Source organism: Deinococcus planocerae, assembly GCF_002869765.1.
GTDB lineage: Bacteria > Deinococcota > Deinococci > Deinococcales > Deinococcaceae > Deinococcus > Deinococcus planocerae.
In genome coordinates this window covers 81,768-108,247 of record NZ_PNOR01000016.1, presented here as the reverse complement: position 1 = coordinate 108,247, position 26,480 = coordinate 81,768, and the positions used below count along the sequence as shown (strand labels likewise).

The 26,480-nt window shown below is 71.1% G+C and carries 28 protein-coding genes; 13 read left to right on the top strand and 15 right to left on the bottom strand.

Features of this window, described 5'->3' with window-relative positions:
* The 3 genes from A7B18_RS21965 to A7B18_RS11120 all read left to right on the top strand — a co-directional run.
* Nucleotides 1–332 (top strand): hypothetical protein (locus A7B18_RS21965; RefSeq protein WP_219722118.1); only part of this gene is annotated, 332 nt, incomplete at its 5' end.
* Nucleotides 325–1,413 carry a [LysW]-lysine hydrolase gene (locus A7B18_RS11125; protein WP_102126765.1) on the top strand — a complete coding sequence of 363 codons (1,089 nt, stop codon included), beginning with the start codon at nucleotides 325–327 and terminating at the stop codon, nucleotides 1,411–1,413. The genes A7B18_RS21965 and A7B18_RS11125, both read left to right, overlap by 8 nt.
* Nucleotides 1,414–1,571: 158 nt before the next feature.
* Nucleotides 1,572–3,314, top strand: a complete 1,743-nt coding sequence (locus A7B18_RS11120) for an SLC13 family permease (protein ID WP_102126764.1) — start codon at nucleotides 1,572–1,574, stop codon at nucleotides 3,312–3,314.
* 54 nt (nucleotides 3,315–3,368) lie between these two features.
* Here the strand turns inward: A7B18_RS11120 and A7B18_RS21960 are convergent, their stop codons facing one another.
* Together A7B18_RS21960 and A7B18_RS11115 are read right to left on the bottom strand one after the other, a co-directional pair.
* Nucleotides 3,369–3,518 carry a hypothetical protein gene (locus A7B18_RS21960; protein ID WP_180970113.1) on the bottom strand — a complete coding sequence of 50 codons (150 nt, stop codon included), beginning with the start codon at nucleotides 3,516–3,518 and terminating at the stop codon, nucleotides 3,369–3,371.
* Between the two features lie 39 nt (nucleotides 3,519–3,557).
* Nucleotides 3,558–4,865 carry an MFS transporter gene (locus tag A7B18_RS11115; RefSeq protein ID WP_180970112.1) on the bottom strand — a complete coding sequence of 436 codons (1,308 nt, stop codon included), beginning with the start codon at nucleotides 4,863–4,865 and terminating at the stop codon, nucleotides 3,558–3,560.
* Nucleotides 4,866–5,372: 507 nt separating this feature from the next.
* On the opposite strand from A7B18_RS11115, the gene A7B18_RS11110 reads away from it, so the two are divergent.
* On the top strand, nucleotides 5,373–6,317 hold the full coding sequence (locus A7B18_RS11110) for a C40 family peptidase (RefSeq protein WP_245872837.1): 945 nt from the start codon (nucleotides 5,373–5,375) through the stop codon (nucleotides 6,315–6,317).
* A 44-nt stretch (nucleotides 6,318–6,361) separates the two neighbouring features.
* Here A7B18_RS11110 and A7B18_RS11105 read toward each other — a convergent pair whose 3' ends face one another.
* Nucleotides 6,362–6,586 (bottom strand): transcriptional regulator, encoded by a 225-nt coding sequence (locus tag A7B18_RS11105; RefSeq protein WP_102126761.1) that lies wholly within the window; start codon nucleotides 6,584–6,586, stop codon nucleotides 6,362–6,364.
* A 268-nt stretch (nucleotides 6,587–6,854) separates the two neighbouring features.
* Between A7B18_RS11105 and murA the strand changes: the two genes are divergently transcribed.
* Together murA and A7B18_RS11095 are read left to right on the top strand one after the other, a co-directional pair.
* The gene (gene murA / locus A7B18_RS11100; RefSeq protein WP_102126760.1) at nucleotides 6,855–8,138 is read left to right on the top strand and encodes a UDP-N-acetylglucosamine 1-carboxyvinyltransferase; all 1,284 of its coding nucleotides are present in this window, start codon (nucleotides 6,855–6,857) and stop codon (nucleotides 8,136–8,138) included.
* A 67-nt stretch (nucleotides 8,139–8,205) separates the two neighbouring features.
* Entirely contained in the window at nucleotides 8,206–8,448 is a 243-nt protein-coding gene (locus A7B18_RS11095) for a hypothetical protein (protein ID WP_102126759.1), read from the top strand.
* 3 nt (nucleotides 8,449–8,451) lie between these two features.
* Here A7B18_RS11095 and A7B18_RS11090 read toward each other — a convergent pair whose 3' ends face one another.
* Nucleotides 8,452–9,333 carry an aldo/keto reductase gene (locus A7B18_RS11090; protein ID WP_245872836.1) on the bottom strand — a complete coding sequence of 294 codons (882 nt, stop codon included), beginning with the start codon at nucleotides 9,331–9,333 and terminating at the stop codon, nucleotides 8,452–8,454.
* An 18-nt stretch (nucleotides 9,334–9,351) separates the two neighbouring features.
* Between A7B18_RS11090 and A7B18_RS11085 the strand changes: the two genes are divergently transcribed.
* Nucleotides 9,352–9,945 (top strand): Uma2 family endonuclease, encoded by a 594-nt coding sequence (locus A7B18_RS11085; RefSeq protein ID WP_102126757.1) that lies wholly within the window; start codon nucleotides 9,352–9,354, stop codon nucleotides 9,943–9,945.
* A 2-nt stretch (nucleotides 9,946–9,947) separates the two neighbouring features.
* Here A7B18_RS11085 and A7B18_RS11080 read toward each other — a convergent pair whose 3' ends face one another.
* On the bottom strand, nucleotides 9,948–11,771 hold the full coding sequence (locus A7B18_RS11080) for an ABC transporter ATP-binding protein (RefSeq protein WP_180970111.1): 1,824 nt from the start codon (nucleotides 11,769–11,771) through the stop codon (nucleotides 9,948–9,950).
* 364 nt (nucleotides 11,772–12,135) lie between these two features.
* Nucleotides 12,136–12,657 carry a pyridoxamine 5'-phosphate oxidase family protein gene (locus A7B18_RS11075; protein ID WP_102126755.1) on the bottom strand — a complete coding sequence of 174 codons (522 nt, stop codon included), beginning with the start codon at nucleotides 12,655–12,657 and terminating at the stop codon, nucleotides 12,136–12,138.
* A gap of 123 nt (nucleotides 12,658–12,780) precedes the next feature.
* On the opposite strand from A7B18_RS11075, the gene A7B18_RS11070 reads away from it, so the two are divergent.
* Nucleotides 12,781–13,521: an alpha/beta hydrolase gene (locus A7B18_RS11070; protein ID WP_102126754.1), complete on the top strand. Its 741-nt coding sequence runs from the start codon at nucleotides 12,781–12,783 to the stop codon at nucleotides 13,519–13,521.
* A 2-nt stretch (nucleotides 13,522–13,523) separates the two neighbouring features.
* The gene (locus A7B18_RS21955; protein ID WP_180970110.1) at nucleotides 13,524–13,931 is read left to right on the top strand and encodes an Imm7 family immunity protein; all 408 of its coding nucleotides are present in this window, start codon (nucleotides 13,524–13,526) and stop codon (nucleotides 13,929–13,931) included.
* 13 nt (nucleotides 13,932–13,944) lie between these two features.
* Here A7B18_RS21955 and A7B18_RS11060 read toward each other — a convergent pair whose 3' ends face one another.
* From A7B18_RS11060 to A7B18_RS11035, 6 genes are all read right to left on the bottom strand, one after another.
* The gene (locus tag A7B18_RS11060; protein WP_102126753.1) at nucleotides 13,945–15,012 is read right to left on the bottom strand and encodes a GDSL-type esterase/lipase family protein; all 1,068 of its coding nucleotides are present in this window, start codon (nucleotides 15,010–15,012) and stop codon (nucleotides 13,945–13,947) included.
* A gap of 181 nt (nucleotides 15,013–15,193) precedes the next feature.
* Nucleotides 15,194–15,949 carry an ABC transporter ATP-binding protein gene (locus A7B18_RS11055; RefSeq protein ID WP_102126752.1) on the bottom strand — a complete coding sequence of 252 codons (756 nt, stop codon included), beginning with the start codon at nucleotides 15,947–15,949 and terminating at the stop codon, nucleotides 15,194–15,196.
* Nucleotides 15,946–16,722 (bottom strand): ABC transporter ATP-binding protein, encoded by a 777-nt coding sequence (locus tag A7B18_RS11050; protein WP_245872835.1) that lies wholly within the window; start codon nucleotides 16,720–16,722, stop codon nucleotides 15,946–15,948. The genes A7B18_RS11055 and A7B18_RS11050 overlap by 4 nt, the downstream gene beginning before the upstream one ends.
* Nucleotides 16,719–17,696, bottom strand: coding sequence for a branched-chain amino acid ABC transporter permease (locus tag A7B18_RS11045; RefSeq protein ID WP_245872834.1), 978 nt, complete (start codon nucleotides 17,694–17,696; stop codon nucleotides 16,719–16,721). The genes A7B18_RS11050 and A7B18_RS11045 overlap by 4 nt, the downstream gene beginning before the upstream one ends.
* On the bottom strand, nucleotides 17,693–18,553 hold the full coding sequence (locus A7B18_RS11040) for a branched-chain amino acid ABC transporter permease (protein WP_102126751.1): 861 nt from the start codon (nucleotides 18,551–18,553) through the stop codon (nucleotides 17,693–17,695). The genes A7B18_RS11045 and A7B18_RS11040 overlap by 4 nt, the downstream gene beginning before the upstream one ends.
* 143 nt (nucleotides 18,554–18,696) lie before the next feature.
* Nucleotides 18,697–19,857, bottom strand: a complete 1,161-nt coding sequence (locus A7B18_RS11035; protein ID WP_102126750.1) for an ABC transporter substrate-binding protein — start codon at nucleotides 19,855–19,857, stop codon at nucleotides 18,697–18,699.
* 184 nt (nucleotides 19,858–20,041) lie between these two features.
* Between A7B18_RS11035 and A7B18_RS11030 the strand changes: the two genes are divergently transcribed.
* From A7B18_RS11030 to A7B18_RS11015, 4 genes are all read left to right on the top strand, one after another.
* Nucleotides 20,042–21,130 carry an alpha/beta fold hydrolase gene (locus A7B18_RS11030; protein ID WP_102126749.1) on the top strand — a complete coding sequence of 363 codons (1,089 nt, stop codon included), beginning with the start codon at nucleotides 20,042–20,044 and terminating at the stop codon, nucleotides 21,128–21,130.
* A complete protein-coding gene (locus tag A7B18_RS11025) occupies nucleotides 21,123–21,869 on the top strand; it encodes an alpha/beta fold hydrolase (RefSeq protein WP_102126748.1) in 747 nt (248 codons plus the stop codon). Before A7B18_RS11030 ends, A7B18_RS11025 begins: the two co-directional genes overlap by 8 nt.
* Nucleotides 21,866–22,603 carry a CoA transferase subunit A gene (locus tag A7B18_RS11020; protein WP_102126747.1) on the top strand — a complete coding sequence of 246 codons (738 nt, stop codon included), beginning with the start codon at nucleotides 21,866–21,868 and terminating at the stop codon, nucleotides 22,601–22,603. Before A7B18_RS11025 ends, A7B18_RS11020 begins: the two co-directional genes overlap by 4 nt.
* Before the next feature lie 93 nt (nucleotides 22,604–22,696).
* Complete coding sequence (locus A7B18_RS11015) at nucleotides 22,697–23,326, top strand: CoA transferase subunit B (protein WP_102126746.1); 630 nt, start codon at nucleotides 22,697–22,699, stop codon at nucleotides 23,324–23,326.
* 33 nt (nucleotides 23,327–23,359) lie between these two features.
* On the opposite strand, the gene A7B18_RS11010 is transcribed toward A7B18_RS11015, so the two are convergent.
* From A7B18_RS11010 to A7B18_RS11000, 3 genes are all read right to left on the bottom strand, one after another.
* On the bottom strand, nucleotides 23,360–24,706 hold the full coding sequence (locus A7B18_RS11010; RefSeq protein WP_102126745.1) for a cytochrome P450: 1,347 nt from the start codon (nucleotides 24,704–24,706) through the stop codon (nucleotides 23,360–23,362).
* Between the two features lie 111 nt (nucleotides 24,707–24,817).
* The gene (locus A7B18_RS11005; RefSeq protein WP_219722117.1) at nucleotides 24,818–25,612 is read right to left on the bottom strand and encodes a bacteriorhodopsin; all 795 of its coding nucleotides are present in this window, start codon (nucleotides 25,610–25,612) and stop codon (nucleotides 24,818–24,820) included.
* Nucleotides 25,609–26,466, bottom strand: coding sequence for a hypothetical protein (locus tag A7B18_RS11000; RefSeq protein WP_102126744.1), 858 nt, complete (start codon nucleotides 26,464–26,466; stop codon nucleotides 25,609–25,611). Before A7B18_RS11000 ends, A7B18_RS11005 begins: the two co-directional genes overlap by 4 nt.
* Nucleotides 26,467–26,480 lie beyond the last annotated feature (14 nt).

The following is a 26,480-nucleotide window of genomic DNA, read 5'->3' as shown; positions in this document are numbered from 1 at the left end:
CGGTGGTGACCCGCACCCGGCGGATGCTGGCGCGCGGCGGGCTCTTGGGGCTGGACGCGCGGGCCGAGGGCGTGCTGGGCTGGGTGGGCCGCCTGCGCCTGCTCGCGGCGGTGCTGGGGCTCGCGGCGCTCGGGCTGGCCGCCTTCCAGTTCGCCGAGGGCCCGCGCCTGACGGGCCTGTGGACCCTGATCGTCGGGGGGGTGGGGGCCCTGGCCCTGCTCGCCTTCGCGGAGGTCACCGAACTCGTCGTGGCCCTCGCGCGGGCCGTGGCGGTCGGGGTCGGCGAGGGAACGGCAGACCCGGAGGGCGCCGCCCGCGACCCGGATGCCTGACCGGGCCGGGAGCGCCCGCACCCTCGTCGCCGGGGCGGTGTCCATCCCCTCCCCGTCCGGAGAGGAGGCGGAGGTGGCGGCCTTCCTGACGGGCTGGATGGCCGCCCACGGCTTCGAGGCGCACGTGGACGCGGCGGGCAACGCCGTGGGCGAACGCGGCGAGGGGCCCCTTACCGTGATGCTTTTGGGGCACATCGACACGGTGCCGGGGGACATCCCGGTGCGGGTGGAGGGGGACGTGCTCCACGGGCGCGGCAGCGTGGACGCCAAGGGGAGTTTCTGCGCCTTCGTGGCGGCGGTGGCGGCCCTGCCGCAGGAGGCGCTCGCCGGGGCCCGCTTCGTGTGCGTCGGCGCGACCGAGGAGGAGGCGCCGAGCAGCCGGGGTGCGCGCCACGTCCTGGGGCGCGACCGCCCGGACCTCGTGCTCATCGGCGAGCCGAGCGGCTGGGCGGGGCTGACGCTGGGGTACAAGGGGCGCCTGGTGGTCCGGGTGCGGGTGCGCAAGGACAACTTCCACACCGCGGGCGAGGGCACGAGCGCCGCCGACGACCTCACGGAGGCGTGGTTCCGGGTGCGCGGGTGGGCCGCCGGGGAGGGGGGAGAGGGGGTCTTCGACGCCGTGCAGGCGACCATCCAGGACCTCCGGGCGGGCAGCGACGGCCTCGCCCAGGTCGCCGAGGGGACCTTCGGGCTGCGCCTGCCCCCCCGTGTGTCGCCGGGGGCCGCCGAGGAGGCCATTCGCGGGCTCCTCGTCGACCTGCCCGGGCCCGGAAGCGCGACGCTCACCTTTACGGGGCACGAGCCCGCCGTGCGGCATCCCCGGGACAACGCCCTCACCCGCGCGCTGCGGGTCGCCATCCGCGCGCAGGGGGGCACGCCCGTCTTCAAGGTCAAGACCGGCACGAGCGACATGAACGTGGTGGCGCGGGCCTGGCCGGTGCCCACCGTCGCCTACGGGCCGGGGGACAGCGCCCTGGACCACACCCCCCACGAACACCTCGACCTGCGCGAGTACGACCGCGCGGTCGCCGTGCTCACGCAGGCGCTGACCCGGCTCGCGGCGGGCCCGCCCCGGCCCTGAGGAACGTGCTTTAAGGGTCGCGCGGGCCGTTCACATGCACGGGCCTCCCCCCGGTGGGGCATAGTCCGGGAGGAGGACACGGGCCTCCCCGCACGGCGCCCCGCTGGCCCCCCCGTTGGCCGGGCGCGCGGCACGCTTTTTTCCAGCCCCGGAGACCTATGGACCCCGTGACGATCCTGCTCATCTTGTTCGCCCTCGCGCTCGTGCTCTTCGCCACCGAGTGGCTGCCCGTGGACGTGACCGCCCTGCTGCTGCTGGGCTCGCTGCTCGTGCTCGGGCTCCTGACCCCCAGGGAGGCCTTTGCGGGCTTCGGAAGCGACACCGTGATCACGCTCGCGGGACTGTTCACCCTGACGCGGGTGCTGCTCCGCGCGGGCGTGATCGAGTGGGTGGGCGTGGCCCTGAGCCGCCGCGCCCGGAACGCGGGGGGCATGATCCGGGGGATGCTCGGCGCGGTGGCGGGCGTGAGTGCCTTCACGAGCAACACCGCCACGACCGCCGTCTTCCTGCCCGTGGTCGCGGGGCTGGCGCGGCGGGCGGGGGTCGCGCCGAGCCGGGTGCTGATGCCCCTGGCCTTTGCCAGCATCCTGGGGGGGACGATCACCGTGATCGGCACGAGCACCAACCTCGTGATCTCCGGGGCGCTCCCCGCCACCGGGCTCAGGCCGCTGGGCTTTTTCGAGCTGGCGTGGGTGGGGGTGCCCGTCGCCGCAGCCGGGCTGCTCTACCTCTTCTTCGTGGCGCCCCGGCTGCTGCCCGCCCGGGACGCCGCGCTCGAAGAGTCCCTGCGCGCCTACCTCGCCGACCTGACGGTGGCGCCCGGCAGCCTGCTCGCGGGGCAGACCCTGCGCGAGACCGGCCTGGGCCGCGACCACGGCCTGACCGTCGTGGCCGTGCGCCGGGGGGGCGAGACCCACTACGCGCCCGGCCCCGACTTCCGCATCGAGGAGGGCGACACCCTCGCCGTGGAGGGCCCGCCCCACCGCATCCTGACGGGCAAGGGCACCCTGGGGGTCTTCAGCAAGAGCGAGCAAAAGCTCCAGGTCGAGGGGGCCGTGCCCGTGCGCCTCGTCGAGGCGGTCGTGATGCCCGGCAGCCCCCTCACCGGGCGGACCCTGCGCGAGTCGCGCTTCCGGGAGCGCTACGGCCTTTCCGTCCTCGCCCTGCACCGCCGCGCCCGCACCATCGAGCGCCTCGCCAGGGTGCGCGTGGGGGTCGGGGACGTGCTCATGATTCAGGGCCCCGCCGAGCGGGTCGCGGCCCTCGGCGACCACCTCACGGTCCTCGGCGACCTGACCGAAGCGCAGCGCGACCTGCGCAAGGCCCCCCTCGCCCTGCTGCTCTTCGGCGGGGCGGTGCTCGGCGGCGGCCTGGGGCTGCTGCCCCTGAGCGTGGCGGTGCTGCTCGCGGTCGCCCTCGCTTTCGCGCTGCGGCTCGTCACCCCCGAGGAGGCGTACCGCGCCGTCGAGTGGCCCGTCATCGTCCTCGTCGCCTGCATGCTCGCCTTCGGCACCGCCTTTCAGGACACCGGGGCGGCCCGGGTGCTCACAGGCGCGATCTCAGGGCTGCTCGCGCCGCTCGGTCCCTACGGCCTGCTCGCCGCCCTCTTCGCGGTGACGGTGGCCCTCACCCAGCCCATGAGCAACCAGGCCGCCGCCCTCGTCATGCTGCCCCTCGCCATCGGCACCGCCCAGGCGCTCGGCCACGACCCCCGGCCCTTTGTTATCGGCATCACCATCGCCGCGAGCAACTCCTTCATTACGCCCCTGGAACCCTCCTGCATGCTCGTCTACGGGCCGGGCCGCTACCGCTTTCTGGACTTCGTGCGGGTCGGCCTGGGCCTGACGGTCGTGACCTTCGCCGTGGCGATGCTGGTGATTCCGCGGGTGTGGCCGTTTTGAAGGGAGCCGTCGGGAGTCAGTTTTCAGCAAAAGGATCTTGCTGACGCCTGAAAGCTAGATAAACAGCGGCGCGTCCGGGTCGTCCGGCAGGGGGCGGTCCTTGCGGGCGAGCAGGGCGGCAGTCGTGCCGATGCCGATGGCGGCGCCCACGGCGACGATCACCAGGGCCCAGGTCAGCATCAGTTGGTGGCGGTCCACACTCATGCCCGCAGCATAACAGCCGTGCTCGGCCCCCGCCCGCGCTCAGTCGGCGGGAACGCCGGGGGGGTCCGCCGCGGCGGCGGGCGGCGTGATCCGGCGCGGCAGCCGCCCCCACAGGGCGAGCAGCGCCACCCCGCCGAGGGCGCTGAGGGTCACCAGCCCCCAGCGCGGCCCCAGCGGGCCCTCCCGGCCAATCAGGGTGCTGGCGAGCAGGGCGCCGGGCGGGCCCATCCCCACCAGCACGAAGGAGTACAGGCTCATCACCCGCCCGCGCAGGTGATCCGGGATCGTGAGCTGCACGGTGCTGTTCGCGCTGACGAGCAGCGTGAGCATCCCGAAGCCGCACGCCGCGAGCACGGGCGCGGCGAGGGCGGGTCCCGGCGTGAAGGCGAGCGCCACCGCCGAGGCGAGCAGGATGACGGCGCCGACCCGCAGGTTGCGCGCCGGGTTGGGCTTGCTCGCCTGCCACAGCGCCCCCGCCATCGCCCCCACCCCGAAGGCGGCGCTGAGGGTCCCGAAGGCCGCCTCCCGCGCCCCGAACACCACCCGCGCGTAGTAGGGAATGATCACGTTGAAGTTGATGACGGTGAGGCTCAGCAGCCCCACGAGCAGCATCACGTTCCGCACGGCGGGGGTGGCCCGCACGTAGCGCAGCCCCTCGCGCACGTCGTCGGCCACGCTGCCGTGCTGGCCGATCTCGCGCGGCGGGAAGGGGAGCGTGGCGAGCACGAACAGCACCGCGAAAAAGGACCCCACGTTGAGGTAAAAAGGCAGCGCCAGCCGCGAGAGCCGGTCCGGATCACCGCCCGCGAGCAGGCTCACCCCGAGTGCCGCGACCACCCCGAAGAGGGCCTGCCCAATGGTGCGCGACACGTTGAACGACAGGCTGTTGAGGGCCACCGCGTTGGGCACGTCGCCCCGGGGCACGAAGTCCACCACCATGCTCTGCCGGGCGGGCATGTCGAAGGCGTTCGCGGTGCCGCTCACGAAGGCAAGCACCATCACCAGCCCCAGCGAGACGACCCCCAGGTGGGTGGTCACCGCGAGCGCCGTCGCCGTCGAGAGGAGCACGAGCTGGGTGGTGATCAGGACCCGCCGCCTGGGCACCCGGTCGATCACCGCCCCCGCGAAGAGAGAAAGCAGCAGGCTGGGCAAGAACTGCGCGACCGTCACGTATCCCAGCGCCGCGCTGCTGCCCCCCGAGAGTTCGAGCACGAGGTACTGCTGCGCGGTCGCCTGCATCCACGACCCCACGAGCGAGAGCAGTTGCGACAACCAGTAGCGGCGGTAGTGGGGGTGGCGCAGCGCGCTGAAGGTCCGGGCACGCCACGCGGAGGCACGCGCGAACACCCCCCCAGGATAGGCGCGGGGGAGTGTGCCCCGTCGAAGTTCGCCCCCCATGATGGAAACGCCAATGGGCGATGAGAGGCTGGTCCAGACGGCGCCCCGTCCCGGCGGAGCGAGGCGCACCCCCCGCCCGCCTGAGGCCAGTGGGTCTCGTCCCCTTCCTTTAACGGGGCTCTCCTCATTGGAAGGGGGCGGCCTTCGACCCGCCGCAGAGAGTCGGCGCCCCTCCGTGTGGCAGAGAGGGGACCTGGGAATGTCGGCCCCTGTCAAGAGTCAGGACGGCGCGGGTCACCTCACAGCACGCCCGAAGACACCGCTAAAAAGTCGAAAACTCCACAGGAACGCCCTCGGCGGGGGTTGGCAAGTCGAGTGTGACCATGTTACGGTGCCGATGTTTCGATTCTTTTGGGGGGCCTCTCATGTGAGGCGTTCCTGACTCCGGCGCCGGACGGTGGTGCCGGACGGTCCCGCCCGTGTGTCTTCCGCGCCCTGCGAGTCCTGTGCATGTCCATGTCTGCCCGATGCCTGCTCCCGCTGACCCTGCTCACCCTCGCCTCCTGGGCGGGAGCAGCGATCACGACCGCGGGGGCCGGACCCCTGCCGCCCGCCGCCTCGGCTCCCGGTGAGGCGCCCCTGACCGTCACCGTGCAGCCCGGGGACACCGCCTTTGGGCTGGCCCGCGCCCACGGCCTGAGCGTCGAGGTCCTGCTCGCCCTGAACGGCCTGAGCGGTCCCGAGCTGCGCGCCGGGCAGGTGCTGCGCGTGCGGGAGGTCCCGCCGTACACCGTGCAGCCGGGCGAGACGCTCTATTCCCTCGCCCGCCGCTTCGGCGTGAGCGTAGACGTCCTGCTCGCCGCGAACACCCTGCCCACCGACACGGTGCTGCGGGCCGGGCAGGTTCTCCTGGTGCCCGCGCCGGGGCCCGGCGTTCCGGCCCCCGTGGTGGCGGTTCAGGCTCCTGTGCCCGTCGCCCCGCCGCTCCCCGCCGTCCCGGTGGCCCCGGCGCCCGACGTGCTCGTCCCCGAACCCCTGCCCGCCGACGCCGTGGCCGTGCCTCCGCCGGGCGACTGGCGCGGGGCGGCCCTGGCGCTCCTGGGGGTGCCCTACGTGTACGGGGGCACGACCCCAACCGGGCTCGATTGCAGCGGGCTGGTGCTTCAGGTCTTCGCGCCGCTGGGGTTGAGCCTGCCGCGGCGCAGCGCCGATCAGGCCCAGGTGGGCGAGCCGGTCTCTCCCGGGGAGCTGCAACCCGGCGACCTCGTTTTCTTCGACACCGAGGGGCGCGGGGCCGTCACCCACGTCGGCATCTACCTCGGCGAGGACGAGTTCGTGAACGCCAACTCGTACCGCGGGCAGGTCGTCGTGGACCGCCTCCTCTCCGACCGCTACTGGGCTCCCCGGCTCGTCGGCGCCCGGCGCGTGCTGTCGCCCACCACGTACGCCGCGGGCCGCTAGCGCGAGGGCCGACCCACGGGCGCGGGCCCGCGGTCCCGTCTGTTCTAGGCCTCGTCCTCTTCGGGGGAGTCGTCGAGGAGGGCGCGGTACTCGTCGATGTGTTCGCCCTCGCCGAGTTCGCGGGCGATCTTCTCGATGGCGAGCCGGACGACCTCGCTCTTGCTGATGAGACGCTCGGGGCTCGACAGCTCGTACGCCGTGCGGGTGAGCAGGGCGTCTTGCTCCTCGCTGATCACCACCTGCAAGCGTTTGCGTTCCTTTTTGGGCATCCCTCTCCCTGTCAGCGTGGCGGCTTGGTCTCCCGGGCAGCGTAGCACGGGCCATGAGTACCCACAACATCTGCCTCATGTCGCTCGGATGAGTACCCCCGGCCCCTCGCCTCACGCGCGCCACATCGTGTCAGGGTTAAGCGGACGTATGGTTCTGCGTAGACGTACAGTGAGCATCATGTGTAACATGCACTCTGCCCAGGCGGAGTGCGCCCGGGTCCCCTTCATGCCACCCCCCCGCGCCACGCGCGCGACCGAAAGGACCGCCATGCACCTGACCCCGCTGCACCTCCGAGGAGGCCGGACGCTTTCCGGCGACGTCGCCATTCAGCCCAGCAAGAACGCGGCGCTGCCGATTATCGTGGCGAGCCTCCTGAGCAGCGAACCCGTCACCCTGCATGGCGTCGCGCGCCTGAGCGACGTCTACACCATCCTCGACCTCGCGCACCACGTCGGCGCCCGGCACGCCTGGGTGGGGCCGCACAGCCTGACCCTGCACACGCCTGAGATCGTCAGCACCGTCGCGCCCTACAGCCTCGTCTCCAAGATGCGCGCGAGCTTCATCATTCTGGGAGCGATTCTGGCGCGGGCCGGCGAGGCGACCGTGAGTATGCCGGGGGGCTGCGCGTGGGGGCCGCGCCCGGTCGATCAGCATGTCAAGGCGCTGCGGGCCCTGGGCGCCGAGATCAGCGAGGACGGCGGCAACTTCTCGGCGGCGCGGCGCGGCAGCCTGGGCGGCACCTTTCTCTTCGAGCTGCTGACGGTGGGGGGCACGCACAACGCCATCCTGGCCTCGGTCCTGGGGGACGGCGTGGTGACGCTGGAAAACGCCAGCATCGACACCGACGTGGTGGACCTGATCAATTTTCTCAACAGCCTCGGCGCGCAGATCGAGGGGGCGGGCACGAACACGCTCACCATCCGCGGCGTCCCGGCGCTGCGCGGTGGGGAATACAAGATCATCCCCGACCGCATCGAGGCGGGCACCTTCATGATCGCCGCCGCCGCCACCCGCAGCCGCCTGACCCTGACGAACGTGCGGCCCGATCACCTGCGCGCGGTGAGTGCCAAGCTCGGCGAGATGGGCGTGGACATCCTGGAAAGCCAGGACCGGTTGATCGTGGACGCCCGTGACCGCGAGCTGCGGCCCGTCAACATCACGACCCAGAGCTTCCCCGGCTTCCCCACCGACGTGCAGCCGCAGATGAGCGCCCTGCTCGCCACCGTTCCCGGCACGAGCGTCGTGCAAGACCCGGTGTACCCGGACCGCCTGACCCACGTGGCCGAGTTGCAGCGCATGGGCGCGAACATCACCGTCAGCGGCTACACGCAGGTGATTCAAGGCGGCGAGCTGCACGCCGCGCCCGTCAAGGCCGCCGACCTGCGCGCCGGGGCCGCCCTCTTCATCGCCGCGCTCACCACCGAGGGCGAGACGGTGATCGACGGGGTGCAGTACCTCAACCGCGGCTACGAGCGCCTGGCCGAGCGCCTGCGCTCCATCGGCGCGAACGCCTGGCAGCCCCAGCCCGTGCTGGCAAACGCGATGGACTGAGGGAGGAGATAAGGCGGGCGCCTACTTCCGGGGAGGAGGTGGGCGCGTTCTTTTGGAGAGGATAGGAATGACTTCGCCCAGCGCCTTGGAAGCTGTTCACGACCGTACGACGTTTCTCGCGTTCGTGGCCGCTCTGCTCGAAGAGGTGGGCCAGGATAGGGGAGGGCGGGAAATCAACACCCGAACTGAGGCGTTTCTCGAAGCCGCCCTGGCCGCGACCGTCGACCGAGAGGAAGGAACGGACTTGCTTGACCAGCCTACATGGCGAGGGTTTGCGACGTTTCTCTACCTCGGTCTGATCGACGAGTAGCCCTTATACCTCCCCGCCCCACCCCTGCCCGTGCTCGTTCCACGCCGCCTCGATTCGCTCCAACATCTCGGCGGGCAGCGGTCCTTTCTCCAAGGCTGCCGCGTTCCTCTCCAGGTTTTCCACCCGCGCGGTGCCGACAATGGCGCTGCTCACCCCCGGGGCGAAGGCGGAGAAGCGCAGGGCGAACTCGTTCCAGTCGAGGTCGCCGGGGTCAAGCCGCAACGTCTGCAACCGCTCCCAGTACACCTCGGCGTACTGGCCCACCGGGCGCCCCGTGAACTGCCACGCGGCGTTGGCGATGGGGCGTTTGGCGATCAACCCCAGGCCGCGCGCCGCCGCGCCGGGCAGGACGTGGTGGAGGCTCCACTGGTCGGTGACGTTCACGCTCGTCTGGAGGCTGCCGAAGCGGCCCGATCCTGCCGCCCACGCCAGCGCCTCGTTCTCGCCGCTGTAGGCCGCCACGCGAATGAGTCCCGCCTCCCGCGCCCGGCCCAGTTCGGCGAGCAGGTCGTCCCGGCGCAGGGTGTCCAGGGGGCAGGAGTGCAGGTGGAAGATGTCGATGCGGTCGGTGCGCATTACTCGCAGGGCCCGCTCGATGCCCCGGCGAATGGTCTCGGGCGTCCAGTCCTCCACGCCCTCCACCCCGTACCCGCCCTTGGTGCTGAGGACGAACTCGTCTCGCCGGTGGGCGAGGTGGCGTCCGATCCGCTCCTCGCTCAGGCCGTAGCCGCGCGCCGTGTCGATCAGGGTGACGCCGAGGTCGAGGGCGCGGTGAAGCAGCCGCTCCGCCTCCGCTTCGGGCAACGCCTGGGCACCCACCTGCCCGGCGCCCAGGCCGAGGACGCCGACCCTCAGGCCCGTGGTTCCAAACTCCCGCTGTCGCATGGGGCGTACCATACCGCCATGACGGACCCCGGGCCGACCTTCTGGGAGATGAGCGAGGAGGAATACCTGCGGACGGAGCCGGACAGCCCGGTCAAACGGGAGTTCTTCGGGGGGTACGTGTACCCGCTGCATGGGCCGACGCTGGCTCAGGCGGGGGCGAGTGCCGGGCATGGCGAGGTGATCGTGAGCCTCACGCTCGCTCTGGCCCCCGTCGCGCGTCGCCAAGGTTGCCGCCTCTTCTCGGCGGACATGCGCGTCTACGCCACTCCCCCAACCGGGCAACGGGCCTACTTCTACCCCGATGTCGTGGTGACCTGCGAGGCCATCACCAGCGAGGCCACGAGTGTCCGTGAGCCCTGCCTCATCGTGGAAGTCCTCAGCGCGGGCACGGGCTTTATCGACCGGACGACCAAGCTGCTCGCCTACACCAGTCTGCCCAGCCTCCGGACCTACCTGATGGTGGACCCGACCCGGCGTCTGGTCCGCGCGCTCGAACGTCGGGCGGAGGGCTGGACCGACCGAGAGCTGTCGGGCACGGGAGAGGTGGCCCTCCCCTGCCTGAGCACCACCCTCACCCTCGACGACATCTACGCGGGCGTCCTCGACCGTTAGCGTCAGGCCAGCTCCGCCCGCGCCTCCTGCTCGCGCCGGAACTGGAGTTCGTAGAGCCCCCGGTACAGCCCGCCCACCGCCATCAGCTCGGCGTGGGTGCCGTCCGCCACGACCTCCCCCGCGTCCATCACCAGGATGCGGTCGGCGGTGCGAATGGTGCTCAGCCGGTGCGCGATCACGAAGGTGGTGCGGCCCCGCATCAGCCGTTCGAGCGCGGACTGCACCAGCGCCTCGGACTCGTTGTCCAGCGCGCTCGTCGCCTCGTCGAGAATCAGGATGCGGGGGTCTTTGAGCAGCGCGCGCGCGATGGCGACCCGCTGGCGCTGCCCGCCGCTGAGCTTGACCCCCCGCTCGCCGACCAGCGTGGCGTACCCGTCCGGGAAGGCGGCGATGAAGTCGTGCGCGTTCGCGGCGCGGGCGGCGGCCTCGACCTCCCCCGGGCCCGCGTCCGGGCGCCCGTAGCGGATGTTCTCCTCGACCGAGCCCGAAAAGAGCAGCGTCTCCTGGGGGACGAGGCCCACCTGGGCGCGCAGGTCGTCGAGCGCGTACTCCCGCACGTCCCGCCCGTCCACCCGCAACTCGCCCGCCGTCACGTCCCAGAACCGCGGGATCAGGCTCACCAGCGTCGTCTTGCCCGCCCCGCTGGGCCCCACGAGCGCGACGACCTGTCCGGCGGGCACGTCGAAGCTCACGTCCTGTAAAACGGGCGCGTCCCCGTAGCCAAACCCCACCCGGTCGAAGGTCACGCGGCCCTGCGCGCGGGCGAGGGGAAGGGGAGAGGCGGGCGCGGGGAGGTCGCTGCGCTCGTCGAGCAGCTCGAAGATGCGGCCCGAGGCCCCCAGCGCCTCCTGGAACTGGTTGAAGATTCCCGTCAGCGCGGCGACCGTGCCTCCGACCTGGAGGGCGTAGATCAGGAAGGTGACGAGGTTGCCGGGCGTGAGGTCCCCCGCCATGACCTGCCGCCCGCCGAACCACAGCAGCGCGGCGAGCGACCCGAAGGTCAGGAAGCTCATCGTGCCGCCCATCAGCGCCTGGAGGCGGGCCCGCTTGAGCGCGGCGCGGAAGCTGGCGAGGACGCCCCGCCCGTACCGCCCCCGCTCTACGTCCTCCGCCGTGAAGCTCTGCACCACCCGCACCCCGCTGATCGCCTCCTCGGCGCTCGCGTTCGCCCCGGCCACCGCGTCTTGCACCTCGCGGCTGACCCGGCGGATCCGCCGCCCGATGAAGACCGCCGTTCCGATCACGAGCGGAATCACGGCGAGCGTAAAGAGGCTCAGGCGTGGGCTCGTCGTGACGAGCAGGATGACGGCCCCGACGAGGCTGACCGTCTGGGCGGCGAGCTGCGCGAGGGCCGTGCTTGTCACCGCCTGAACCGTGCCCACGTCGGCGGTGAGGCGGCTGGTGAGGTCCCCGGTCTTGTGGTCGGCGAAAAAGCGCGGCGAGAGCGTGAGCAGGTGGGAGAAGAGGGCCCGCCGCAGGTCCGCCACCACCCCCGCCCCCACCCGGGCGAGCAGGTACGACTGCGCCGCCGCGAAGAGGGACGAGAGGGCGAAGATGCCGAGGAGGGCGATCACCGTCCGGTCGAGCGGCCCGGTGTCCGCGCTGCCCACCCGCAGGAAGGAGGCGTCGATCAGGCGCCCGAACAGCAGCGGGAAGATCAGGTTCAGGCCGCTCGACACCAGGGTCGCCAGCACCCCGACGACGAAGATGCCCCGGTAGGGCCGCGCGAAGGCCAGCAGCCGCGCGAGTTGCCGGGGGTCACGTCTCACGCGCGGGGAGGACGGGTCGCGGGCCGCCGGGGTCATGCGTGAGGGTCGGGAGAGCATGCGGGTAGGGTACGCCCGGGGCGTGAAGGGGATTTGCGCCCGAGTGGCTTTTGGCCGCCGGGGCTCAGCCCACTGAGGCACGAAGAAAGCGCCCCGTGAGGAGCGCGCGTGACTGAGGTGCGAGGATCAGGTTTGTCCAGCTCACAGAAGGGTGGGGGTTCCGGTTTGGCGCAGGCGAGCCTTGAAAGAAGGGGCGCCGTCATAACCAACCGCAAAATCCACACCGCCGACTTCGGATACCATCCGCACCCCGAGCCTCAAGGTTTCGCTCCTGCGTAACCGGATGCACGCTGAGCACGGGAAGATTCAAAGACGGCGCCAGGAGAAAGACGACCGCGACCCTGGTCCGGGTGACCTCTCGGTCTCAACCGTTTCCCTCCAGGTCCAGCTTTACGTCCTTGCCGGGGGGCGTCTTGCCACCGCTGGCGAGCGTCCGGGCGAAAGCCACGACCTTGCCGATGCCGCTGGCCGGGCCGTCCCAGTATTCGGCCCGCTGCGGCGTGATCTTGATCAGGGTCAGGTTGGGGTCGTCCACGCCGTCGGGAAAAAAGGCCTTGAGGGGCGGCTTCCAGAGGTCCCGCATCTTTTCCCGGTCGTCCACCTGCTCGGCGGTGCCCGACACATCGACCCACAGGTTCTTGTCGGGGTCGTTGTAGCCCAGGTGGACCTGCGGATTGGCCTGAATGTCGGTCACCTTGTGGCTGTCCCGGTAGGTGAAAAACCACAGGTCGCCGTCGAACTCGGCCTCCTGGGTCGCCATCGGCCTGCCGTGCAGGCTGCCGTCCTGGGAGACAGTCGTGAACGTGGCGAAGCGCACCCCCTTGATCTTCTCGGCGAGCAGTTGGGCGGCCTCCTGCGGATCGGTCACATGTTGCGGCTCGGTCATGTCGCCTCCTTCCCGGGCAGTGTAGGCGGGAGGGGACGGAAGCATTTTGAGCGGAGGTTAGGCCTCCCGTGCCCGTCCTCTCACGCGCGCCACTTCCCCCCGACCCTCTGCCATCATCCCGGCATGGAACAGTTCGCCCAGTTCAAGGTGGGCGCCCAGCGCGTCTACGGCATGCTCCACGTCCCCGAAGGCGAGCGGCCTGCCTCCGGGTGGCCCTCCGCCGTCATCCTCCACGGCTTCACCGGCAACCGGGGTGGCGACCACCGCCTGCTGCCGCTGCTCTCGCGCTTTCTTGCGGCCCGGGGCGTGGCGTCCCTGCGCTTCGACTTCCGGGGAAGCGGCGAGTCGGAGGGGGAATTCAGCGAGATGACGGTCGCCCGCGAGGTTGAGGACGTGGAGGCGGCCTTCGACTACGTGCGCGGGCTGCCGATGCTCGACCCCGAGCGGGTGATGCTGCTGGGCTTCTCGATGGGCGGTCTCGTCGCTGCCCTCGCCGCCGAGCGGGTGCGGCCCCACCGCCTCGCCCTGTGGGCCCCCGCCCTCCCGGAGCTGTGGCTGCCCCTCCTGCGCGGCGGCTACGCCCCGCCCGTGATTCTGGATTACGGCGGCTGGCCCGTCGGGCGCGAGTTCCTGCTGGAGATGCCCCGCCTGAGGCCCCTGGAGGCGGCGGCCCGCTGGGGAGGCGTGGCCCGCGTCTTCCACGGCGACGCCGATCAGGTCTGCCCGCCCGCCTTCGGGGTCCGCTACGCCCAGGCCCTCGGCTGCGACGCCATCGCCATCCCCGGCGCGGGCCACACCTTCGACTCGCTGGACGCGGTGGAGATGTTGTACCGGGAGACGGCGCGCTTCCTGACGGGGGGGTAGGGGTGTTCGAGTTTCACGGGTGGTTCGCCCTTCGAAATTCGACCTCTGAGGAAGACGATCAGGCGATGTGGGGCATCGTGGTCCGTCTTCGGGAGCGCATCAGGAGGCTGGGGTGGGAATCCTCCGCCTCCGCAGAAGTCCGGCCCATGAACGGGACGTACTTTCTGTTCGTCCACGGCAACCTCAACCGCAGGGGGTTTTACGGTCCAGAGTTGGATGATCTGCTCGCCTCGGTTGCGGCGGAGGCGCCCGGCTCATATGGGGTGATGTACTGGCGCGACTCGGAACGGGGCGACGATAACTTCACTGTCAGGGTGATGGCACGAGGGCGACTCGTAGACCACCCTGATCCTTTCCTCTCACCTGTCGTCCCCACCGTCGAGGACGCCTGGGAACCTGGCATGGAGTAAACGAGGTCGAGCCTCAGGGCCGCGTATCCAAATCCGTCCCGAATTGCTGATTCATAAACACGGCCAGTTCCCGGGCAAACCGCTCGTGCGCGAAGCTGCTCGGGTGCACGCCGTCGAGGCTGAACGACCGCCCGAAGGGGGACGACGCCGTGGGGATCAGGGGCCGCCCCGGCAGCGTGCCCAGCACCCGGGTCACGTCGAAGACGGGCACGCCCCGGGCGGCGGCGGTCTCGCGGATGGCGGCGTTGTAGCCCTCCACGGTCCGCTGCGACTGCGCGTACTCGGCGGCGGTCAGCGCCTCGGGGGAGGTGCAGGAGAGAGGATTTTCCCGGCTGGCCCGGCCCACGACGATGCTCCCAAAGTACACGTCCTGCCCCCGGCAACTGTCGTCCACCAGCCCGGCGAGGCGCAGTTGCCGCACCGGGATCAGGGCGGGCACCCGCGTCACGTCGGGCACCGTCATCACGACGAGGTAACGGGCGCCCCCCGCCAGCAGCCGGTCCACCAATGCCGTGTAGTCGGCGCGGAAGCTCTCCAGCGGCGTGGACTGGTCGGGCCGCCCGCGCAGGGTGGGCAGGAGCACGTCGTTGTTGCCGATCCACACGGTGACGAAGAGGGGCTTCCTCGCCAGCGCCGCCTGAAGCTGGGTGGTGTTCGGGCCTAGGATCGCCCGGTAGAGTTCGGCGTCGTACAGTTGCGGGTCGGGGTCGGTCACCTGCGTGTCGGTGCTGCGCAGAACGTCGCCCACCTTCGCGCCGGGCACGGCCACCACCGGGGACACGACGCCCGGCTGGCGAAGGGCGCAGTTTCTCTGCCCCGTCACGCCCACCGGGGGAGGGCAGCCCGGGTCCTGCACCTCGGGCATGGGCACGTTCAGCCCCGCCCGCTCGCCCAGCAGCCGGGGGTAGGCGGCCCGCTGCGACTCCGCCGTCAGCCCGCCCGACTGAAATCCGGCGGTGATGCTGTCCCCCACCGCCACATAGCGGGTAAAGGGCACAGCGTCCGGGCGCGGTGTGTGGGCCGTCTGCCTCGGGGCACAGGCCGCGAGCAGCAGCAGGGCGAGGGGCAGGAGTCGTTTCATGGCACCACCTTTTGGGCGAGGAGGGACGGGTCGAACGCTCCGCGGGGAAGAGTCTGCCGCTCTGCTGCCAGGTCTTCTCTCGGAGGTTATCCTTCCCCGGCGCTCTCCGACTGCACGCAGGAAGACACCCGCCACGGCAAAGGGCGCGGGAATACCACGTCCCACGCCCCTCGCCTGTGCCCTACAGCGCCAGGTACGCCTCCCTGACCTTCGGATCGGCGAGCAGGGCCGCCCCCGTCCCCGTGTTCACCACCTGCCCGTTTTCCAGGACATAGGCGCGGCCAGCGAGCTTGAGGCTCAGCCCCACGTTCTGTTCGACGAGCAAGACGCTCACGCCTTCCTGATTAACGGCTTTCAAGGCCTCGAAGACCGTCTGGGTCATCAGCGGCGAGAGGCCCAGGGAGGGCTCGTCCACCACCAGGACGCTCGGGCGGGCCATCAGCGCGCGGCCCACCGCCACCATCTGCTGCTCGCCACCGGAAAGGGTGCCCGCCAGTTGCCCCTGCCGTTCGCGTAACCGGGGAAAGAGGGTGTAGACGTGTTCCAACGTCTGCGCCTGCGCGGCGCGGGCCTCGGCACGCATCGCTGCCCCGAGTTCCAGGTTCTCGCGCACGGTCATCAGGGGGAAGAGTTCGCGGCCCTCGGGGACGTGCCCCAGCCCCAGCCCGACGATGCCGCTCGGCGCTGAGCGGGTGATGTCCTGTCCGCCGAGGAGGATACGACCCCCGGTCGGTTTCACCACCCCGCTGACCGCGCGCAGGGTGGTCGTCTTGCCCGCCCCGTTCGCCCCGATCACGGCGACGAACTCGCCGGGCTCGACCCGCAGGCTCACCCCCCACAGCACCTGCACCTTGCCGTACCCGGCAGTGAGGTTCTCGATCACGAGTTCCTGGCCCTGAGTGCGAGAGGACGTTGGATTGGCTTGGGTCGCCGTCATGCGTGGAGTCCCTCCTCGGTGCCCAGGTAGGCGGCAACGACCTGCGGATTCGCCGTCACCTCGCGGTAGGTGCCCTGGGCCAGCACCCGCCCCTGGTCCATCACGACCACCCGGTCGGCGAGGTCGCGCACCACGGGCATGATGTGTTCGATGAAGAGGACGCTGATGCCGCTGTCCCTCACGCTCCGCACGAGAGAGACGGCCTCCTGCGCCTCGGCGGGGCGGAGGCCGGCCATCACCTCGTCGAGCAGCAGGACGCGGGGCTGGGTGGCGAGGGCGCGGGCCACCTCCAGCCGCTTGTCCTGAAGGAGGGTGAGCTCGTGCGCGGCCTTGTCGGCGTGCGCGGCGAGCCCGGTGCGGTCCAGCAGGTCGTAGGCCCGCTCGCGCGCCTCGGGCAGTCGCATTCCCCGCTTGCCGAAGAGCGCCCCCACCGTCACGTTCTCGTAAACCGTCATCTCGGGAAAGGGCCGCACGATCTGGAAGGCGCGGCCCAGCCCGGCGTGGCAGCGGGCCTCCATGCTCTCCTGCGTCACGTCCCGCCCGAGGAGGTGCAGCCGCCCGCTCGTAGGCCGGTACACCCCGGAGAGCAAGTTCAGCAGCGTCGTCTTGCCCGCCCCGTTCGGCCCGATCACGGCCAGAATCTCGCCCGCGTACTGGCTGAAGCTCACGTCCTGCACGGCGAGCAGCCCGCCGAACCGCTTGCTGAGCCCCTCGGCCCGCAGCACGACCTCCGTTCTGGGCAGGACGGGTTGACTGGGCGTCACGGCGGTCACAGGTCCCCCCCGTGCTTGCCCTTCCTCAGCAGCCCCATCAGCCCGCGCGGCAGCCACAGGATCGAGAGCATCAGCACCAGGCCGTACACGACGAGGTAGCCGTTCTTGATGGAGTTGTGCAGGATTTCCTCGGCCACCCGCAGCACCGTCGCCCCCAGGATCGGCCCGAGGGTGGTGTAGAGCCCCCCGAAGATGCTCGTCGTGAGCGGCGCGATGGAGTTGGCGAGGCTGAAGGTCTCCAGCGGGTTGATGAAAAAGGTCTTCCCGGCGAACAGGACCCCGCCCAGCGCCGCCAGGAACGAGGAGATGAAGAAGGCGAGCAGCTTGTACCGCACGATGCTGACGCCCAGCACCCGCGCCGTCTCCTCCCCCTGCCGGATCGCGGCGAAGGCGTGGTGCAGCCGGGTAAACCGCACGGCGAGGCTCACGAGGGCAGTGAGGAGCAAGACGGCAACGGCCAGGAAGTACTGCGCCCGCGCATTGCCGCCGAGGAGCGCCGGAACGAGCAGCCCGTTCGCGCCTCCCGCCACCGACTCCGGCAGGTTCTGAATGATCGTCCGCACGACCTCCGTGAAGGCGAGCGTGGCGATGGCGAAGTACATCCCGCTCAGGCGCATGGTCACCGCACCCAGGATCAGGCTGAGAAGGGCGGCGATCAGGGCCGCGAGGGGCATCGCCAGGAACCAGGGCATCACCTTGACCAGCAGCGCGAAGCCGTAGGCGCCCAGCCCGTAGAAGGCGGCGTGCGCGAGGCTGACCTGCCCGCTGCGCGCGAGGATGTCCCACGACAGCGCCAGCACACCCGCCACGACCGTGAAAAAGGCGATCTGGAGCAAATACTCCGCCCGCGCCCCCAGCGGCAGGAAGGGAAAGGCGAGCGCGAGCAGGAAAAAGAGGGCCAGCGGCACGAGCGCCCGCCCGGTGAAGTCGGGCCTGCGCGTGACCGTGCGCGGCAGTTCGGCGGCCCGGCTCACCTGGAGCCCCGGAACGAACGGAAGACCAGCGTGGCGAAGATGAGGAGGAAGAACACCGCGTCGCTCCACCCGCCGCCGCCCGGCACGTAGGTCTGCACCAGCGCCTCCGACACGCCGAGGACCACCGACGCCCACAGCACGCCCGTGAGGTTGCCCAGCCCCGCCATGACGATGATCGCAAAGGCTTTCAGGGCGAACACCAGCCCCACCGTCGGTGAGGCGAAGAGCAGCACGGCGACGAGCACGCCCGCCACCGCCGCCAGCCCGCACGAGACCCCGAAGGCGATCAGGTACACCCGGTCCACGTCGATCCCGATGAGCTGCGAGCCCCGGCGGTTTTGCGCCACCGCCCGCATCTGGCGGCCCAGGGTCGTGCGGTAGAGCACCGCGTACAGCCCGGCCAGGATCGCCGCCGCGAATCCGAACGCGATGAGCTTGGGTCCGCCGACGCTGAGTTCCCCGAGGCTGATCGAGCTGCCCTGGTATCCCGTGGTGACCGTGCGGGTGTTGCCGCCGAGCAGCATCAGCGCGAGGTTTTGCAGCAGGATGCCCAGCCCGAAGGTCAGGAGCATCTGGTTGAGTTCGGGAGCGAGCAGGACGTGCCGGATGCTCACCCGGTAGGTCAGGGCGCCCACCGCGAAGACGGCGACGGCGGCCAGCGGCAGGGAGACGAGGGGATCGACGCCCAGGTACGTGCTCAGCCCCCAGGTTAAAAATGCGCCCAGCATCAGGAACTCGCCGTGCGCGAAGTTCACGATCCCGACCACGCCCACCGCCAGGGCCAGCCCCGACGCGACGAGCGCGTAGATGCCGCTTTGCAGCAGGCCGTTGAGGAGGGTCTGGAAAAAGAGGTCCATAGGGGAGGCTCCGTTGAAGTGGTGAGCCGCCTCGCGGGGGGAGACGGCTCGGGGGACGGTCAGCTCTCAGCTTTCAGCAAAAACTTAGGGGGCGGAGGCGTGGGCCTTCTCGGGCTGATGGCTGACGGCTGACCGCTGAGGGTTTACTTGTTCCACACCATCGGCTTCTGCGCGAACTTGATGGGGTAGACCGGCACGCGGCTGTCTCCCTGGAACTGGAAGTGCAGCCAGTTTCCGGCCTTGAAGCCCTGGTACTGGGTCTTGTTGCTCTTGGAGAAGGTCAGCGGGCCGAAGGGGGTGGGCGTGTTCGTCGCGGCGAGGGCGGCGGCCACCTTGTCCTTGTCGGTGCCCCCCGCCCCATTGATCGCGGCGGCGAGCGTCTTAAGGTTCACGTAGGCGAGGGGCGCGAAGTATTCCTCGGTCACGTTGCCGAACTTCTTGCGGTAGGCGGCGACGAACTTGCGGCTCTCGGCCTGCGGGCTGGAGGGGAGCCACAGGCTCAGGCCCGCGATGTTGTCGGCAAGCTGGTTTTTTTCGAAGCCCACCGGCCACGAGGGCGGCGTGCCGTAGACCAGCCCGACTTGCAGGTTCTGCTGCTTGATCTCGGTGGCGAGGGGCAGCGCGTCGGTGTCGTAGCCCACCCAGTAGAAGATGTCGGGCCTGGCCGCCTTCGCCTTGGAGATGATCGGCCCGAAGTTGCCGCTGCCCGTCTTGAACTTTTCGGTCATCACGACGTTGAAGCCCGCCTTCTTGAAGGCCGCCACGGTGTCGTTGATGCCCGCCGAGCCGAAGGGGCCGTCCTCGTAGGCGATGGCGATGTTCCGCGCCTTCTTCTGCGTCTTGAGCGTCTTGAAGTAGCCCAGGATCGCCTCGAAGTTGTAATAGGACCAGGGGTGGTAGTGGAAGAAATATTTGTGGTCCGCGAAGGCGTCCTCGACGGGCACCGCCGCCGCGCCGATCCAGGCCATGAAGGTGCCGTACTGCTTGGCCGGGCCGCTGATGGCGATGCTCGTGGCGCTGCTCACGCCCCCCGCCATAAAGTCCACCTTGTCCACGGTCACGAGCTTGACGAACTCGGGCACGGCCTTGGCGGGCGAGGAGCCGTCGTCGGCGAACTCCAGCTCCAGGGGCTTGCCGAGCACGCCGCCCGCCCGGTTGATCTCGTCCAGCGCGAGGAGGTAGCCGTTCCTCGCCGCCTGCCCGGAGACGCTGCCCGATCCCGAGAGGGGAAGCAGCACGCCCACCTTCACCGCGCCCGCGCCGGAAAGCGCGAGCAGAACGCCCGTCAGAAGCATCTTTTTCATGTTCGCCTCGGAGTGTAGGGGAGGGGCGTCACACGGGCGTTACAGCAGAAGGAGGAAGGCAGAAGGCTGAAATAAGGCGGGGGCTCCAGCAAAGGCCATCCTGGGCCATCTGCCTTCGACCTTCCGCCATCTGCCTGCGTCCCTGTGACCGCCCCGTAACGCCCCCCGCCTACCCTCTTCGGTAATGCGACAAGACGAAGAGGGCCGGGAAGGCGGGGCGCCGCCGGGGGCATTCACGCTGGAGGTGACGGCCCCGCTCGCGGGTGAGGCGGTGCCCGTGCGGCTGGGCGTGCAGACCTGGGGAAGGCTGGGCGCGGCGCGGGACAACGCCGTCCTCGTGTGCCACTACTACACGGGCACGTCCCAGGCGGCGGGGGTGGGCGCGGACGGGGTGTCCGGCTGGTGGGATTCCCTGATCGGGTCGGGGCGCGCGGTGGACACGGACCGCTTTTTCGTGGTGGCGATGAACACCCTCTCCAACGTCCAGGCCCTCGACCCCCGGGTGGTGACCACCGGGCCGGACACCGGGCACCCACAGGGCGGCGCGTGGGGGGCCCGCTTCCCGGCCTGGACCTTCGCCGACCTCCACGCCCTGCAACTCGCGCTGCTGCGCCACCTCGGCGCGGAGCGGTGGCACGCGGTGATCGGCCCCAGCTTCGGGGGGATGCAGGCCCTCCAGTGGGCGGCCCGGTCGCCGGACCTCGCGCCCCGGGTGGCCGCCGTGGGGACGAGTCCCTGCGCGGGGCCGGTGCTGCGCGGGGCCTTCGGGCCGCTGCTGCGCGACGTGGCCGCTTCCGGCGGACTCACCGGGGCGCTGCGGCTGATCTCCCTCTTCGGGCTGGGGGCTGACGCCCTGGAGCGCACCTTCCGGGAAGCCGACTTCGAGGCGTACCTGAGAACGCGGGCCGGAACGGCGAGCCTCGCGCACATCCTCGACATTGCGCGGGTGGTGGAGACGCACGACCTCTCCGACGTGGCCCCGCGCCCCGACCTCTTCGCCCGCTGGCGGAACGCGGGCCTGCGGCTCCTGACCGTGAACATCCGGGGTGACCTCTTCTTTCCCTTCCATGAGATGCGCGCCTTCGCGGGGGCGAGCCGGGCGGCGGGCGTGCCCCACACCCACCTGGAGTTCGACTCGGCGCACGGGCACCTGGGCTGCGTGGCGGACACGGCGCCCTTCGCCCCCCTGCTGCGCGGGCTGCTGGAGGACACCCTGCCCCTCGTGCCGCTCCCGCCCGAACCGCTCGGCGCCGGGGACGTGCCCCATGCCTGAGCCGGAAGGGACCCTCGTCGCCCTGCACGGCAACTTCGCCTCGGCGGCGTGGTGGGAGGACCTGAGCACCCACCCCCCGGCGGGTTGGCGCGCCCTCGCCCCCGACCTGCCGGGCTTTGCCGGAACCGCCCATGTGGGCGAGGTCGGCGTCGGGGCGTATGCGGACTGGCTGAGCGGGTGGCTGCGGGAGCGGGAGGTCACCCGGCCCGTGCTGCTGGGGCACAGCCTGGGCGGGGCGGTCGCGCTGGAGGTTGCCGCCCGTGAGCCGGAGTCCCTTTCCGGGCTGGTCCTCGCGGCGAGTGCCCCCCTCACCGGGCTCGTCACGCCGGAGGAGAATTACCCGGTGCTCGACCTCCTGCGGACGAACGCGGCCCTGCGCGAGGTCAGCCTGGGGGCGCTCTTTCCCTCCGCCCGGCCCGCCAACTTCGCGCGGCTGGTGGAGGACGGCGGGCGGATGGCGGACACGCACTATGCCGGAAACGCCCGCGCCCTCGCCGCGTGGAGCGTGGACCCCGCGCGGCTCGGGGGGCTGCCCGTCCTCGTGCTCGGCGGGGAGCTCGACCCCCTCGTCACCCCCGAGATGGTGCGGGCGCAGGCGGCGGCGCTGGGGCGGGGGGCCCTCATCCTCCCGGGGCGCGGGCACGGCTTTCCGCAGGAGGACCCGGGGGCGTTTCGCGGTCACCTGGAGGCCTTTTTGAGGACATTGCCGGGGGTTGGCCTTACAGTGGAGGCTCGATGAACAAGGTGTATGCGAGCGCGGCGCGGGCGCTGCGGGACGTGGTGCGAGACGGCCAGACGGTCGCGGTGGGCGGCTTCGGCCTGTGCGGCATCCCCGAGCAGCTCATCCTCGCCCTGCGTGACAGCGGCGTTCGCGAACTGACCGCCGTGAGCAACAACGCGGGCGTGGACGATTTCGGCCTGGGCCTGCTGCTCCAGACCCGCCAGATTCGCAAGATGATCTCGTCGTACGTCGGCGAGAACAAGGAGTTCGAGCGCCAGTACCTCAGCGGCGAACTCGAACTCGAATTCACCCCGCAGGGCACCCTGGCCGAACGGATGCGCGCGGGCGGCGCCGGGATTCCCGGCTTCTACACGAAGACGGGCGTCGGCACCCTCGTCGCCGAGGGCAAGGAGCACAAGGACTTTGGCGGCGAGACGTACATCCTGGAGCGCGGCATCGTCGCGGACCTGAGTCTCGTCAAGGCGTGGAAGGCCGACCGGGCGGGCAACCTCGTCTACCGCAAGACCGCGCGCAACTTCAACCCGATGGCGGCCACCTGCGGCAAGGTCACCGTCGCCGAGGTCGAGGTGGTGGTGGAAGTCGGCGAACTCGACCCCGACGAGGTGGACACGCCCGGCATCTTCGTGCAGCGGGTGGTCGTGAACCCGCACCCCGAGAAGCGCATCGAACAGCGCACCGTGCGCAAGGTCGAGGCCCCGGCGACGCCCGCCGCCACCGGGGAGGAGGTCTGACATGGGTGGCCTCAACCTCGGGGGCGGCCCCTCTCCTACGGAGCTGTACCAGGCGTTTCTCTTGTCGGAGACTGTGCGTCTCTGGAGGTTGTGATGCCCTGGACCCGAGATGAGATGGCCCGCCGGGCCGCGCAGGAATTGCGGGACGGCTACTACGTGAACCTCGGCATCGGCCTGCCCACCCTGGTCGCCAACCACATCCCGGAAGGGGTGAGCGTGTGGTTGCAATCCGAAAACGGGCTGCTCGGCATCGGCCCTTTTCCCACCGAGGACGAGGTGGACCCCGACCTGATCAATGCGGGCAAGCAGACGGTGACGGCGCTGCCGGGAGCGAGCTTTTTCAGCAGCGCCGACTCGTTTGCCATGATCCGCGGCGGGCACGTCAATCTCGCCATCCTGGGCGCGATGCAGGTGAGTGAAACGGGCGACCTGGCGAACTGGATGATTCCCGGCAAGATGGTCAAGGGCATGGGCGGGGCGATGGACCTCGTGGCGGGGGTGCAGCGCGTCGTGGTGCTGATGGAACACGTGGCGAAGGGGGACGCGCACAAGATTTTGCGCGAGTGCACCCTGCCGCTGACCGGGCAAGGGGTGGTGGACCGCATCATCACCGACCTCGGCGTGCTCGACGTGACGCCGGACGGGCTGAGACTGGTCGAACTCGCCCCCGGCGTGACGCCCGACGAGATGCGGGCCAAGACCGGGGCGGAGCTTCGGGGCTGATCCCGGCAGGGACCGGCCCGTCCTTTCATCCGGTCAGCGAGGAACGGGGGAGACGCCTGCCACCACGGGCCCGTCCGGTTTCAGGGTGACCCCCGCCACCAGCCCCGCCGGGCCGCCGCCCGGCACGTCCAGGGTGAAGTCCCGCAGCACGAGCGCGGCGATGATCGTGGCCTCCATCAGGGCGAGGTGGTTGCCGATGCACATCCGCGCGCCCGCCCCGAAGGGCATGAAGGCGTCCGGCGTGCGCCCGCCGCCCAGCCACCGCTCGGGCCGGAAGGCGTCGGGCTCGGACCAGTAGCGCGCGTTCCGTTGCAGCAACAGGATATTGACGCTGACGTTGGTCCCCTCGGGAAGGGGCACGCCCGCCACCGTGACGGGCCCCGTGGCCTGCCGGGGCACCAGCCACGCGGGCGGGTACAGGCGCAACGTCTCCTGAAGGCACGCGTTCAGGAGCGGCAGGGTGCGTGCGTCGGCGGCGGTGGGCGCGCGGTCGCCCAACACTTCCCGCACCTCGGCCTGCACCCGCCCGCGGACCCCCGGGTGACGGGACAACGCCAGGAACAGGAAGGTCAGCAGCGTGGCGGTGGTCTCGTGCCCGGCCAGGAAGAGGGTCATCACCTCGTCGCGCAGCTCGGCGTCGCTCAGGCCGCTTCCCCCCTCCTCGTCGCGGGCCGAGAGAAGCATTCCCAGCAGGTCGTCCCCCGCGGCGCCCGAGGCCCGGCGCTCGCGGATGATGCGGTGCACCACGGCGTCGAGGGCCCGCGCCGCCGCCCGCTCGCGCCACAGGGCCGGGGTGGGCAGGCGCCAGTCCACGGGCGACCGGACGCGGTTCGTCGTGCTCGTCAGGAGGGGCGGCAGTTCGCGCTCGACCACCCGCAGGTCACGCTCCTCCAGCGCCGCCCCGAACAGCACCGCCGCCACCGCCCGCAGCGTGACGTGCATCATCTCGGAGGCCACGTCCACCTCGCCGCCCGGGCCCGAAGCCTCCCCCAGCCGGGCGAGCAGGGGCCGGGTCGCCTGCGCGATGTCCCCCGCCATCCCCTCCAGCGCCGCGCGGTGGAAGGCGGGCTGCATCAGGCGGCGGTGCGACCGCCACACCTCGCCCTCGGCGGTGAGGAGGCCGCTTCCCAGAAAATCCTCCATCTTCTGGATGCCGCGCCCCTTGCGGAAGTGGCCCGCCTTGGTCACCAGCACCTCGCGCGCCGCCCCCGGCTCGGCCACCACGAGGACGTCGCGCGGCCCGAAGCGCAGGCGGAACACGTCCCCGTAGGCGGCGCGGCTGTGGCGGAGGAAGCCCACTGCGTCCCGCCTGAGCTCCGGCAGATTGCCCAGCACTCCGTGTCCCCGCGGCCCCTGCGGCCAGCCTGTGAGCGGTGTCATCGCCTCATTATTCTCCTTCCGGGTGGGCGGAACCGGAGGGCGGCCCCCAAGCGAAGGTCGAGCCCGGGGCGTCCACCCCAGGCTCGACGGGATCAGGCTGGGGCAGGCGACCTACGACCGCACCAGCTCGCGCGGGGTGTCCAGGCCCAGCAGCAGCTCCTCGCTGAGGGTCTTCTCGCGGGCGACGGCGTAGATCATCAGGCCGTAGAAGACCTTGGCGCAGATGTCGGCGACCGAGTGCCCGACCTGCCCGAGCACGAAGGCGGGGGCGCCCGTGAGGCCCAGCAGCGGGAGGGCGTACACCAGGGGGTGCAGGCTCCACGAGGCGACCAGCAAGACGCGCAGCCGGGAGAACAGCCCCCGCACGCGCGGGGTCTCGAAGCTCAGCACGCCGCGCAGCTCGCTCCACAGCACGAACAGGATGTACGCGAAGGGCACGCACGAGGCCGCGCCCCACACGGCCCGCAGCGTCATCTCGCGCTGCACCTCGCCGACGTACCCCAGGGCGATCATCAACACCGCCGCGACGGCGAGCCGCGCGACCAGGCTGGCACTCTTGCGCCGCCCGATGTCGAGCACCAGCATCAGCGCGGCCAGGATCAGGGGGACCGTGCCCAGCCAGTCGGCGTAGCGCGAGGCGTCGTTGAAGGGCTGGCCCGTGGGCACGTACGCGCCGCCCTGGAGAACGTAGGCTGCCCTCCAGCCGCCCAGGATCTGCCAGTAGTGGTAGCCCGCCATGCCGACGGCGGCGGCCATCAGGCTCAGCGCGAGCCGGTAGGCACTCGCCACCTGCGAGCGCAGCAGCACGAACAGCAGCGCCGCGCCGCCCATGAAGGCGGTCGTGAGGTTCAGGGCGTTGAGGATCAGCAGGTGCTGACCCGGGGTCAGGGGCAAGAGGTCGTTCATTCGCTCTCCGCGCGCGGGGCGCCGTGGGACAGGAGGGTGGAGGGGTCTTGCCGCGAGGCGGAGCCCGCCACGCGCCGCAGGTGTTCGGCGAGGACCTGCCGCAGCTCGCCCGGCTCGGTGGAGGCGTGCTGGTCGCGCAGCAGGGCGAGCAGCCGGGGGGCGCGCTCGTCGAGTTCCTCGTGCAGCTCGCGCTCGAAGGCCCGCCACAGCTCCTCGGCAGTGACGGGCCGGGGCGGCAGGGCGTCCACCACGGGGGCGACCACCGGGTCGGGCGCGGGCGACTCGTCGGCGTACAGCAGCGCGGGCAGGGGCCGGGGCGCCCAGGCGAGCACCGTCTTGCGGTACCCCGCCGTGCTGTCGGGCAGGGCGGCCCTGGGCGAAGCGCCGCCGCTCAGGTGCCAGATGTGGTGGTGCGTCGCGCCCCGCTCCAGCAGCACCACACCCTCGAACCCCCGCGCCCCGAGGTCCGTGAGCAGCGTGGGCTCGTGGGCGGGCATGGGCTGGGCGAGTGTTACGACCCGCCCGTCCACCGAGGCCAGGGCGAGCGCGGCGGAGTCGTCCCCCAGCGCGAAGACGTGGACCGTGCCGTGGCGGGCCGAGTGCAGGATCGTCCGGGCCGCCTCGGTCGGCGCGAGGCTGCCGTACACGGCGTGCACCAGGCGCCCGTGGTGCAGCAGCAGGTAGCCCCGGGCGCCCCCGGGCAGGTCCACCTCGAACAGCCCCGTGAAACGCTGCGCCCGGCGCTGGGCAAAGGTGGCGGCAAAGGTCGAACTCGGCAGATACTCCCCCGCCGTCCGGCGCCGGGTCAGCAGCCGAAACACGTGGGTCACGGGGGAGGACACGTCCGCGGTCACGTCCGTCTCCCCGG

Bases quoted from the DNA above. Each gene is read 5' to 3' on its own strand.
- A7B18_RS21960 (WP_180970113.1), bottom strand. From the start codon at position 3,518: ATGAGTGTGGACCGCCACCAACTGATGCTGACCTGGGCCCTGGTGATC.
- A7B18_RS11030 (WP_102126749.1), top strand. From the start codon at position 20,042: ATGCGACAAGACGAAGAGGGCCGGGAAGGCGGGGCGCCGCCGGGGGCA.
- A7B18_RS11080 (WP_180970111.1), bottom strand. From the start codon at position 11,771: ATGCTCTCCCGACCCTCACGCATGACCCCGGCGGCCCGCGACCCGTCC.
- A7B18_RS11020 (WP_102126747.1), top strand. From the start codon at position 21,866: ATGAACAAGGTGTATGCGAGCGCGGCGCGGGCGCTGCGGGACGTGGTG.
- A7B18_RS11110 (WP_245872837.1), top strand. From the start codon at position 5,373: ATGTCTGCCCGATGCCTGCTCCCGCTGACCCTGCTCACCCTCGCCTCC.
- A7B18_RS11070 (WP_102126754.1), top strand. From the start codon at position 12,781: ATGGAACAGTTCGCCCAGTTCAAGGTGGGCGCCCAGCGCGTCTACGGC.
- A7B18_RS11095 (WP_102126759.1), top strand. From the start codon at position 8,206: ATGACTTCGCCCAGCGCCTTGGAAGCTGTTCACGACCGTACGACGTTT.
- murA (WP_102126760.1), top strand. From the start codon at position 6,855: ATGCACCTGACCCCGCTGCACCTCCGAGGAGGCCGGACGCTTTCCGGC.
- A7B18_RS11055 (WP_102126752.1), bottom strand. From the start codon at position 15,949: ATGACGGCGACCCAAGCCAATCCAACGTCCTCTCGCACTCAGGGCCAG.
- A7B18_RS11125 (WP_102126765.1), top strand. From the start codon at position 325: ATGCCTGACCGGGCCGGGAGCGCCCGCACCCTCGTCGCCGGGGCGGTG.
- A7B18_RS11015 (WP_102126746.1), top strand. From the start codon at position 22,697: ATGCCCTGGACCCGAGATGAGATGGCCCGCCGGGCCGCGCAGGAATTG.
- A7B18_RS11060 (WP_102126753.1), bottom strand. From the start codon at position 15,012: ATGAAACGACTCCTGCCCCTCGCCCTGCTGCTGCTCGCGGCCTGTGCC.
- A7B18_RS11035 (WP_102126750.1), bottom strand. From the start codon at position 19,857: ATGAAAAAGATGCTTCTGACGGGCGTTCTGCTCGCGCTTTCCGGCGCG.
- A7B18_RS11025 (WP_102126748.1), top strand. From the start codon at position 21,123: ATGCCTGAGCCGGAAGGGACCCTCGTCGCCCTGCACGGCAACTTCGCC.
- A7B18_RS11075 (WP_102126755.1), bottom strand. From the start codon at position 12,657: ATGACCGAGCCGCAACATGTGACCGATCCGCAGGAGGCCGCCCAACTG.
- A7B18_RS11010 (WP_102126745.1), bottom strand. From the start codon at position 24,706: ATGACACCGCTCACAGGCTGGCCGCAGGGGCCGCGGGGACACGGAGTG.
- A7B18_RS11090 (WP_245872836.1), bottom strand. From the start codon at position 9,333: ATGCGACAGCGGGAGTTTGGAACCACGGGCCTGAGGGTCGGCGTCCTC.
- A7B18_RS11085 (WP_102126757.1), top strand. From the start codon at position 9,352: ATGACGGACCCCGGGCCGACCTTCTGGGAGATGAGCGAGGAGGAATAC.
- A7B18_RS11005 (WP_219722117.1), bottom strand. From the start codon at position 25,612: ATGAACGACCTCTTGCCCCTGACCCCGGGTCAGCACCTGCTGATCCTC.
- A7B18_RS11105 (WP_102126761.1), bottom strand. From the start codon at position 6,586: ATGCCCAAAAAGGAACGCAAACGCTTGCAGGTGGTGATCAGCGAGGAG.
- A7B18_RS11040 (WP_102126751.1), bottom strand. From the start codon at position 18,553: ATGGACCTCTTTTTCCAGACCCTCCTCAACGGCCTGCTGCAAAGCGGC.
- A7B18_RS11120 (WP_102126764.1), top strand. From the start codon at position 1,572: ATGGACCCCGTGACGATCCTGCTCATCTTGTTCGCCCTCGCGCTCGTG.